Origin of the sequence: Megasphaera intestinihominis, from assembly GCF_040096415.1 — a bacterium.
GTDB classification, from domain to species: Bacteria; Bacillota; Negativicutes; order Veillonellales; family Megasphaeraceae; genus Megasphaera; species Megasphaera intestinihominis.
The window spans coordinates 1-10,768 of the sequence record NZ_JBBMEU010000070.1 but is presented as its reverse complement, the minus strand read 5'-3'; the positions used below and the strand labels follow the sequence as shown (position 1 = coordinate 10,768).

Sequence of the window (10,768 nt, the reverse complement as noted above, 5' to 3'; positions counted from 1 at the left end):
CTATTGTGTTAGTTATGGGAAAGAAGGAAGGCTGCAACAAAATGAGCAAAAAAACTCATTTTGTTACAGCCCCTTTTTCTAGAAAAATCGTCCGATAAGGGGCATTTTGGCTGCGTCTTCTTTGGTGACACCGCCGTTGAGGACCATGCAGCCGATGTAGATGGCCGACCCGACGATGCAGGTCAGGAAGAGGTCCAGGAAGAGTCCCAGGTAAGGGAAGAGGAAGGCGTACATGAAATACATGGCCACGCCCATGATGGCGGCAGAGACGATGTTTTTCATGACGACTTTGATGTCGATAACGTAACCGATTTTACGGTAAATGAAGAACATATTGAGGACGGCAGCGACGCCGATGTCGGCCACTGTCGCATAGGAAGCCCCGGTGATGCCCAGGGTCGGGATGGCGACTAAGAACCAGTTGCACAGGACCTTGGCGACACAGGCGACAGCCATGTTGATGACCGGGATCTTCGGTTTCTTCAGGCCCTGAAGGATAGCCGTCGAAATCTGGTGCAGGCCCAAGAAGCAGATGGCGATGGCCACGGCCCGCGTGGCATCCGTAGCGGCCGGCGCGTTGTAGATGAAGGTGACAATCGGTTCGGCCATGACGTAGAGGATGACGCTGAAGGGAATGGTGACCAGGAAGGAGATGCGCATGGACGTCGCCGTCCGTTCGCGGATTTCATCGTATTCCTTCAAGGTGAAACTGTGGCTGATGGCCGGCACCAGGCTCATGGCCATGGCTGCCGTCAGGATCGTTGCCAGGTTGATGAGCGGTACGGACATGCCCGTCAGGTAACCGAACAGCTCCGTGGCCTGATGGGTCGAATAACCGGCTACTTCCAGCCGCCGCGGTACGATGAGCAGGTCCAGGTTGGATACGACGGGGAGCATGATGCTCGACAGGGAAATGGGGATAGCCAGGATGACCAGGCGCTTGAGGATGTGCTTGATGCTTTCCTGCTCGAATGTCGGCCCGTCGACGGGGAGGGTCCGCTTCAACTTATAATAGTAATAGACCAGGACCAGCCAGGCTGCAAACCCACCGGCGCCGGCGCCGAGACTGGCACCGCCGGCGGCATAATCGAGGCCGTACGGCAGGAGGAGCGCGGCGAAGCCGAGCATGACGACGACGCGGACCAGCTGTTCAACGATCTGGGAAATGGCTGTCGGTGTCATCTGCTGCCAGCCCTGCAGATAGCCGCGGTAGCCGGCAATGATCGTCGTAAAGAAGATGGCCGGTGCCAGGGCGATGAGCGAATAATAGGCCCGGCTTTCGCGGATGATGTGTTCATCGATGAGGAAGCTGGAACCAAAGAACATGAGGATACTCAAAAAAAGTGCCGTCGTACAGAGCATGGACAAGGACACGTGGAAAATGCGCTGGGCGCCGAAATAGTCCTGTTTGGCTACTTTTTCAGCTGTAATGATGGAAATTGCAATCGGCAGCCCGGCACTGGAAATATCGAGTGCCAGCAGGTAAATCGGGAAAGCCATCTGATAGATGCCGATGCCTTCACCGCCGAGAATACGGGACAAGATGATCCAGTTGATACTGCCAATGGCTTTGACGACAAAGCCCGACAAGGTCAGGATCAATGTGCCGGAGATAAACTTGTTTGCCATGATAACCCCTTAACTCTATAAAATTTTTACCAACATAACAACTAATTTTAGCACATTTGCCAGACCTTGTATATAGTGAAGTGTTAGCCGTTCGTGGGGGCCGTCCCAAAGGGGAGTCAGCCGATAGCCACGTATTCGCCATTATTCATGGCGGGCGCCCCACGTGGCGCCCCTACGAGCCACGAACCACGAACCACGAGCTACGAACCACGAGCCACTAGCCACGAACCACGAGCCACGAACCACTAGTCACGACCTGCGGTCTGCGCTCTCAAAATATCCATGAATTCTTTGCCGGTAATCGTTTCTTTTTCGTAGAGGTATTTGGCCAGGGCATCCAGGGCCGGGCGATGGTCTTCGAGGATTTTCTTGGCCTTGGCGTGTTGTTCCTTGACGACAGAGACGACTTTGGCGTCGATGTATTTCTGCGTTTCCGGCGCGCAGGCCAGGGACGTATCGCCGCCGAGGTATTTATTGGTGACTGTTTCCATGGCGACCATGTCGAATTCGTCGGTCATGCCGTAACGGGTGATCATGGCCCGGGCCAGCTTGGTCGCCTGTTCGATGTCGTTGGAAGCGCCTGTCGTGACCTGGTTGAAGACGACTTCTTCCGCAGCCCGGCCGCCGGTGAGAGTGGCAATCTTGTTTTCCAGTTCTTCCCGGGACAGGATGTATTTATCCTGCTGGTCGACCTGCATGGTGTAGCCCAGGGCGCCTGATGTGCGGGGGATGATGGTGATTTTCTGGACCGGTGCCGAATGGCTCTGGAGGGCAGCGACCAGGGCGTGGCCGATTTCGTGGTAGGCGACGGTCTTCTTTTCGTCGTCCGACAAGATGGCGTTCTTCTTCTGGTAACCGGCGATGACGACTTCGATGCTTTCTTCCAGGTCGGCCTGGCTGACGGCGTCGCGGTGGTCGCGGACGGCGCGCAGGGCCGCTTCATTGACGATATTGGCTAGTTCGGCGCCGGAAGCCCCGGCGGCCATACGGGCGATAGTGTGGAAGTCGACGTCGTCGCCGAGGGCGACTTTCTTGGCGTGGGCCTTGAGGATGGCTTCACGGCCAGCCAGGTCCGGCAGTTCGACAGGGACGCGGCGGTCGAAACGGCCTGGCCGCAGCAGGGCCGGGTCCAGCGATTCCGGCCGGTTCGTCGCGGCCAGGATGACGACGTTGTCATCGGCGTTGAAACCGTCCATTTCCGTCAGCAGCTGGTTCAGCGTCTGTTCCCGTTCGCTGTTGCCCATGGCATTGCCCGTGCGTTTCTGGCCGATGGCGTCGATTTCGTCGATGAAGATGATGCACGGCGCCTTCTGCTTGGCCTGCTGGAAGAGGTCGCGGACCTTGGAAGCGCCCATGCCGACGAACATTTCGACGAATTCCGACCCGGCAATGGGGAAGAAGGGCACACCGGCTTCACCGGCGACGGCCTTGGCCAGCATGGTCTTGCCTGTGCCCGGCGGGCCGACGAGGAGGACGCCTTTGGGCATCTTGGCCCCGATTTTGGCGTATTTATCAGGATGATGGAGAAAATCGACAATTTCCGACAGGTTTTCCTTGGCTTCGTCTTCACCGGCGACGTCATCGAAATGGATGCCGTTAGCCGACGGGACGTAGACCTTGACCTGGTTCTTGGCGCCGAACATGAGCGAATTGCCGCCGCCGTGGTTCATGAGCTTGCGGTTGAAATAGTAGCCGACGCCGAAGAAAATCAGGATCGGCAGGATCCAGGCGATGAGGAAGTCCGTAAAGGGCGAATCCTTTTCCTTGATGACTTCATTGAAGGAGACATTGGCCTTGTGCAGCCGTTCCGTCAGCTGCGGGTCGTTGACGACGCCCGTGCGGTATTCGTTGCCGTCCTTGTCCTTGAAGAGAATCTGGTTCTCTTCGATTTGGACGTCGGCGATCTTTTCGTCTTCCGTCATGTTCATGAACGTCCCGTAATCGACCTGTTTGACACTCTTCGAATCATAATAAGGCCGGGCGATGGCGTTGAACATGAAAATGACAGCCAAAGCGACGATATAATAGAATAAAATCGGTTTCTTCTTTTCTTTGACTTCTTTCACAATTCCTCACATCCTTTGAAAAAATCAAGCTATACTTTTATTGTACACTCCTTGCGGGACCTGGCAAGAGGGGACTGCCTTGCATATTCCCGGTGGATGTGCTAGGGTAAAAGAAAATACACCAAGAAAGTGATGAAGCATATAATGAATATATTAACCGTAGAAAATGTAAAGAAATCCTATGGCCTGCGCGTCCTCTTCGACGACGTGACCTTTGCCATCGACGGCGGCCAGAAACTGGGCCTCATCGGCTTCAACGGCGCCGGCAAGACGACACTCCTGAAAATCATTGCCGGCCTGACCGACACCGACAGCGGCACGATCTGGCGCAATCCCAAGGTGCGCATCCATTACCTGCCGCAGGAACCGCAGCTCGTGTCGGGCCATACGGTCCTGGAAAGCGTCCTCGACGGCGACCTGCCGGTCATGAAGCTCCTCCAGTGCTACGAAGAAGCGGTCCAGCGCGATGACGATGCAGCCGTCGTCGCCCTCAGTGCCGAAATGGACGAACAGCAGGCGTGGGAACTGGAAGCCCATGCCAAGATCATTCTCAGTAAGTTGGGCATTTCCAATTTTTCCCAGTCCGTCGACGAATTGTCCGGCGGCCAGCGCAAGCGCCTGGGACTGGCCCGGGCCCTGATCATGCCCTGCGACCTGCTCATCATGGACGAACCGACGAACCACCTCGACGACAAGACCATCATGTGGCTCGAAGAATACCTGCGCGACAGCAAGGCCGCTATCCTGCTCAGCACGCATGACCGCTATTTCCTGGACTGCGTTGCCGATTCCATGATCGAACTCGACCGGGGTCACGTCTATACCTATACCGGCAATTACGGCCAGTACCTGGAACAGCGCCAGGCCCGGCTCGAACGGGAAGAAGCGAGCGAAGCCAAGCGGCGCAACCTCATCCGCCGTGAAAAGGCCTGGATCCAGCGCGGCGCCCAGGCCCGGTCGACGAAGCAGAAAGCCCGTAAGGAACGGTATGAACAGCTCTGCGCCATCGAAGCGGGCAAACCCATCGGCGAAGTGGAAATGTTCGACACGTCCGTCCGCCTGGGCAAGACCATCATCGACATCGACGACATGGCCTTCGGCTACGACCCGGCCCATCCTTTGTTCCAGCACGTGACCTATCACGTCGTCAAGCACGACCGCATCGGCATCATCGGCGAGAACGGCGTCGGCAAGTCGACACTGCTCAAAGTCCTGGCCGGCCAGCTGGCGCCGACGGAAGGGACAGTCACTATCGGCCAGACCGTGCGCTTCGGATTCTTTACCCAGCAGCTGCCCCAGTTCGACGAAGGCATGCGGGTCATCGACTACGTCCAGGAACACGGCCATTTCGTGACCAACCAGTTCGGCCAGCGCATTTCGGCGACGCGCCTGCTGGACCAGTTCCTGTTCACTGAAGAAATGCAGTATACCTACATTGCCAAGCTGAGCGGCGGCGAACGGCGGCGCCTGTACCTGCTGCGCCTGCTCATGGACCAGCCCAACGTCCTCCTCCTGGATGAACCGACGAACGACCTGGACATCCCGACCCTGACCGTCCTCGAACGCTACCTCGATACCTTCCAGGGCGTCGTCCTCGTCGTATCCCATGACCGCTACTTCCTGGACCGGGTGGTTGATAAACTTTTCACATTAGAAAAGGGGACATGGGACCGCTTTTACGGTGACTATAGTGAATACTTGGAAGAAAAATACAGTCATCACCAAGAAAAGAAAAGCGAAAAGCCCGTTTCACCTTCTATTACTAAAACGAATATTACGCCTACCAAAGCAAAAGCCGGCCTGACGTCGCGGCAGGAAGAAGAATTGCGGCGCATCACGGAAGAACTGCCGCGCTACGAAGCCATGCTCAAAGGCCTCAATGCGGCTATTGCCGCCGCCGGGAGCAATTACGAAGAAGTCGAATCCCTGCTGGCCGAGCAGAAGGAAACGCAGGATAAAGTCGATACGCTGACCGAAAGATGGTGTGAGTTAGAAGACTTAAAATCATAGATTACGGCGATTTTTTTAAAATATTACAAAAAAGCATAGAAATTATGGAAAAATAGGCAGATGAATTACACAAAAGTAATGGAAATCCATGCCACTTTGTATTATCCTATAGGTAATGAAGTTTGTGATAAAATGTTACATAGTTACTGATTTTCAAACTTACTGAATTTCTGACCGAAAAGGAGTATCTGCATATGCCTGAATTTCATTCCCGTTTTGAAAAAATTGACCGTCGTGTTCCCATTGATGAACACAACTGTGCCGTTCAATTTGATGTGACGAAGTGTAAGAACTGCACCTTATGTCGCCGGGCTTGTGCCGACACACAGACTGTGTTGGACTACTATTCCCTGTCCAGTACAGGCGACATGCCCATCTGCGTTCACTGCGGCCAGTGTTCGTCTGCCTGCCCCTTTGGTGCCATCGTCGAAGTCAACGATGTCGACAAGGTCAAGGCAGCCCTGAAAGACCCTGAAAAGATCGTCATCTTCCAGACGGCTCCGGCTGTCCGCGTCGGCCTGGGCGAAGCCTTCGGCATGGACCCCGGTACCTTTGTCGAAGGGAAGATGGTCGCTGCCCTGCGTACGCTCGGTGCGGACTATGTCTTCGATACCGATTTCGGCGCCGACCTGACCATCATGGAAGAAGCGACGGAACTCCTGCACCGCCTGCAGTCCGAAGAAATTCCTATCCCGCAGTTCACCAGCTGCTGCCCGGCCTGGGTCGAATTTGCCGAAACCTTCTACCCCGACCTGCTCCAGCATCTGTCGTCGACCAAGAGTCCTATCAGCATCCTCAGCCCGGTCATCAAGACCTATTTCGCCCAGCAGAAGAACATCGACCCCAAGAAGATCGTCAATGTCTGCGTCACGCCGTGCACGGCCAAGAAAGCGGAAATCCGCCGTCCTGAACTGAGCGCAGCCGGCCTCTTCTGGGATGAACCGGAAATCCGCGATACGGATATCTGCATTACGACGCGTGAACTGGCTCAGTGGATCCAGGACGAAAACATCGATTTCGCCAACCTCGAAGACGGCCAGTTCGACAAGGCCTTTGGCGAAGCTTCCGGCGGCGGCCGTATCTTCGGCAACTCCGGCGGCGTCATGGAAGCGGCTATCCGCACGGCTTACCACATGTTCACGGGTCGTCCGGCACCGAAGGACTTCATTCCCTTTGAACCGGTCCGCGGCCTGCAGGGCGTCAAGAAGGCAACGGTCATCTTCGGCCACTTCGTCCTTCACGTCGCTGCCATCAGCGGCCTGGGCAACGCCCGCGCCTTCATCGACGACCTCATCAAGAACGACTCCTTTGAAGACTACTCCTTCATCGAAGTCATGGCCTGCCCCGGTGGCTGCATCGGCGGCGGCGGCCAGCCGAAAGTCAAACTGCCGCAGGTCAAGAAAGTCCAGGAAGCCCGGACGGCATCGATTTATAAGAGCGACGAAGAAACGGACGTCAAAGCCAGCTGGCAGAACCCGGAAATCGAAGAACTTTACGAAGCCTTCCTCGACGAACCGCTGTCGGAAATGGCCGAATTCACCTTGCACACCTACTTCTCCGACAAGAGCGACCAGCTGGGCCGCATGAAGAACCTCACGCCCCAGACCAACCCCATGTCGCCGAAGTATAAACCCCCGACAACAGAAGAATAGCCTCCCTTGTTAGGGGAGGTGGCCCAAAGGGCCGGAGAGGTTGAATTTCTTAGTAAAAGCCTGCGTAGGGGTCGCCACGTGGGCGACCCGTTAGGGATTTGGATGTTTTTTTAGCAAACTAGTTAGGGAATCTACATATTTCATAGCGGGCGCCCCACGTGGCGCCCCTACAGAAAAAGGACCTGTCGTATAAAAGACAGGTCCTTTTTTTGCTCCCAAACAAGATATTGACAATTAATATCATGAAATGTATAATGACTATGTACTCATTGGAACAAGTCATGTGATAAATGGGACAATGTGGGCAAAACCTTTGTGTAATGCGAGAGGAAACTAGGCACACTCGACCGCAGCGGATAGGGGGACGCCTTCATCGTGTCATGCTTCCAGGCTTTTACACAGAGAAAGAAGGTCATATTGATGAAAAAGAAAATCGTTACATCCTTAGCCGCTATGATGGCTGTCGGCGCAGCCTGCGCTTTTGCAGCCAACCCCTTCGTCGACGTACCGAGCGACAGCTGGGCTTATAAATCCGTCGTCGAACTCGCTGACGCCGGCATCATCCAGGGCGTAGACGGCTCTTATTTCCAGGGCGAACGCAACATCACCCGTTACGAAGCCGCTGAAATGGTCGCCAAAGCCATGGCTCACATGGACAAAGCGTCCGTTGAACAGCGCGCCCTCATCAACAAATTGGCTGATGAATATGCTGACGAACTGAACAACCTCGGCGTCCGCGTCAGTGCCCTGGAAAACCGCGTGGGCAACGTAAAACTCAGCGGTGATGCCCGTATCCGTTTCCAGCATCAGGACACCAGCAGCGAGGCCAGCACGGGCTATAAGAAAGACGCTTCCTGGGATTACCGCGTCCGCGTCCGGGCCAATGCCAAGGTCAATGACCGCACGACCGTAACCTACGGCATCAGCACGGATGACATCAACTTCGCCGATAACGGCGCTGCCAGCGATAACGGCAACATCTTCACGGACGATGCCAAAGTCGACTACAACTTCGGCGGCAACCATTGGAACCTCAGCGTCGGCCGTACCGATACGTACGTCCTGGGCGGTGAAAACGCTTACGGCTTCCAGTATGGCGACGTCTTTGACCGGGCTGAATTGAAATACACCAACGACCACTTCGCAGCTACGGCTGGTTATGGTAAATTCAAAGCCGGTGATACTGTTGAAGATGCTGCAGTTGAAGGCAATGGACTTCTTGGTGTTAAAACCGGTTATGGCGAATTGGAAGGCTTCTTCGGCGGCGGCCGGGCAGCTGGTTCGGCTGTCGGCGTCTACTATAATGATTTCAATGGTATTAACGGTTTTAAAGCTGATGATCTCTGGGGGGCTTATGCCAGCCTCAACTTCGGCAAATGGAACGCCCTGGCTAACTATGAAAAAATCAATAATGACGTTACCAATGATCCGGAAGTATGGATCGGCAAATTGACCTACGGTTCGGCTGCCAGCGATGCCCGCGGCTCCTGGGATGCCTGGGTCGAATACATCAACTCCGACAAGGGCGCGCTCCTCGGCGGTGCGACCAACTCCTGGCGTGATGACAGCGTCCTGGATAACGTCAAATCCTGGGGCGTCGGCATCGACTACACCCTGGCCAAGAACGTCATCCTCACGGCAGCCCAGACCTTTGGCACTCAGACCAAACACGGCAATGCCGCTGACCCTGACGAATTCACCGACGTAGAAATCAACTTCTTGTTCTAAAAAAGGCTCGCCTCATAGGAGAGCTGGCCGCCGAAGGCGGTCTGAGAGGTTGTCTTATAAGGACTGTTTCATAAGGGTATCTGCCATCATGAAACAGTCCTTTTTCGCTAACTGCTGACTGCTAACTGCTAACCCCTAGCCACGAGCCACGAGATAAAAATGATTGCTAATTTTTTATATTATGTTTTGTAGGGGCTCGCGCGTGGCGAGCCCGCCGGGTACATGTGAAATACTTGTGAACCGGATTTGCGTGAACGGGCGCCCCACGTGGTCGCCCCTACAGAAAATAATTGCCAATTCCGCCCGAATCGTTGTATAATGAATAAGTTGAAACAGTTTAGGATCGTAAAGGAGAAGATACTGTGTTGAAAAAATTGTGGATCCTTCCGCTTATGCTGCTCGTCTTCCTGATACCGATGGTATCGGCCCAGGCAGCGGCTAAGCCGGAAATTACCAATGTGCGGACGGCAACGCGAACAGATGCCAACACGCCTTTTGTTCGGACCGTCCTCGATGTCAGCGGTAAGGCCAATCCCAAGCTATACATCGATAACTCCGGCGAGTATGTTTTCGTCACTTTGCCTAACACAGGGATTGGCAAGAATGTGGCTAAGAGCTATAAGCCCAACAGCAACGTCATTTCCCGTGTCACCTTATCGTCTCGCTCGTCGAGTATGGACGTGACCATCAAGGTCCCGCGGGCCGTCACCAAGAATGACGTCAAAGTCTTTACCCTTCCCGGGGCAACAGGCAGTAAAGTATCGAGCCGTGTCGTCATCGACATCAACGATAAATCGGGCAAGCTCAAGCAGTGGAGCCATTGGGGTGATACCAATATCGGTATCAAAGGGGCGACCAAGCCATCTCAGAGCTGGAAACCGTCGTCTACCAAGCAGCCGGCAACCAATGTCCCGGCCTATAGCAGCAGCAAGACCTACAGCCTGACCAAGGGCCTCCAGGGCAAGACCATTGCCATCGACCCCGGCCATGGCGGTTCGGACTCCGGCGCTGTCGGAACGTATTCCAAGGAAAAGGACATTACCCTGGCCATTTCCAAGAAAGTCGCATCCCTGCTCAGTGCAGCTGGTGCCAATGTCATCATGACCCGCACGACTGACGTCGATGTCTACGCACCGTATGATGGCGCTGTCGAAGAACTGCAGGCCCGCTGCAACATCGCCAATGCAGCCAAAGCCGACGTCTTCGTCTGCATCCACATCGATTCCTTCGATTCCCCGTCAGCAGGCGGCGTCACAGCCTATTACAACAGTAAGACCCCGTATGACTACGGTCTGGCCAACTACATCCACCTTCAGAACATGAAGGCGACGAACTTTGCCGACCGCGGCGTCAAGACGGCCAACTTCTACGTCCTCTTGCACACCAACATGCCGGCAACCTTGCTGGAATTGGGCTTCATCTCCAACCCGAACGAAGAAAAAGCCCTCAACTCTGATGCCCAGCAGCAGAACTTTGCCGAAAGCATCGTCAAAGGCCTGGCCGACTACTTCAACCATAACGGGAATTAAGAGAAAAGTTTGTAGTTCAGAGTTTGTAGTAAAAACGGGGCTGTCGCACGAAGGCTTCTACCATCATGCGCGGCCCCGTTTACTTTATAGTTTGTAGCACAGAGTTTGTAGTTTGCAGAGAAAACCTTTAAATTTAAACCCATCCGCTAACAAC

At 54.7% G+C, this 10,768-nt stretch carries 6 protein-coding genes; 4 read left to right on the top strand and 2 right to left on the bottom strand.

Annotated elements, in window-relative coordinates; all coding sequences use genetic code 11:
- Window positions 1–78: 78 nt before the first annotated feature.
- Window positions 79–1,629: a putative polysaccharide biosynthesis protein gene (locus WMO23_RS09780; RefSeq protein WP_292261292.1), complete on the bottom strand. Its 1,551-nt coding sequence runs from the start codon at window positions 1,627–1,629 to the stop codon at window positions 79–81.
- A gap of 245 nt (window positions 1,630–1,874) precedes the next feature.
- Entirely contained in the window at window positions 1,875–3,695 is a 1,821-nt protein-coding gene (gene ftsH, locus WMO23_RS09775; protein ID WP_349173916.1) for an ATP-dependent zinc metalloprotease FtsH, read from the bottom strand.
- 144 nt (window positions 3,696–3,839) lie between these two features.
- On the opposite strand from ftsH, the gene WMO23_RS09770 reads away from it, so the two are divergent.
- The 4 genes from WMO23_RS09770 to WMO23_RS09755 all read left to right on the top strand — a co-directional run bounded on the left by WMO23_RS09770 (window position 3,840) and on the right by WMO23_RS09755 (window position 10,614).
- Window positions 3,840–5,705, top strand: coding sequence for an ABC-F family ATP-binding cassette domain-containing protein (locus WMO23_RS09770; protein ID WP_349173914.1), 1,866 nt, complete (start codon window positions 3,840–3,842; stop codon window positions 5,703–5,705).
- Window positions 5,706–5,899: 194 nt separating this feature from the next.
- Window positions 5,900–7,357 carry a [FeFe] hydrogenase, group A gene (locus tag WMO23_RS09765; protein WP_292282330.1) on the top strand — a complete coding sequence of 486 codons (1,458 nt, stop codon included), beginning with the start codon at window positions 5,900–5,902 and terminating at the stop codon, window positions 7,355–7,357.
- A 420-nt stretch (window positions 7,358–7,777) separates the two neighbouring features.
- A complete protein-coding gene (locus tag WMO23_RS09760) occupies window positions 7,778–9,085 on the top strand; it encodes an S-layer homology domain-containing protein (protein ID WP_020311203.1) in 1,308 nt (435 codons plus the stop codon).
- Between the two features lie 362 nt (window positions 9,086–9,447).
- Window positions 9,448–10,614 carry an N-acetylmuramoyl-L-alanine amidase family protein gene (locus tag WMO23_RS09755; RefSeq protein ID WP_349173912.1) on the top strand — a complete coding sequence of 389 codons (1,167 nt, stop codon included), beginning with the start codon at window positions 9,448–9,450 and terminating at the stop codon, window positions 10,612–10,614.
- The last annotated feature ends 154 nt before the right edge of the window (window positions 10,615–10,768 follow it).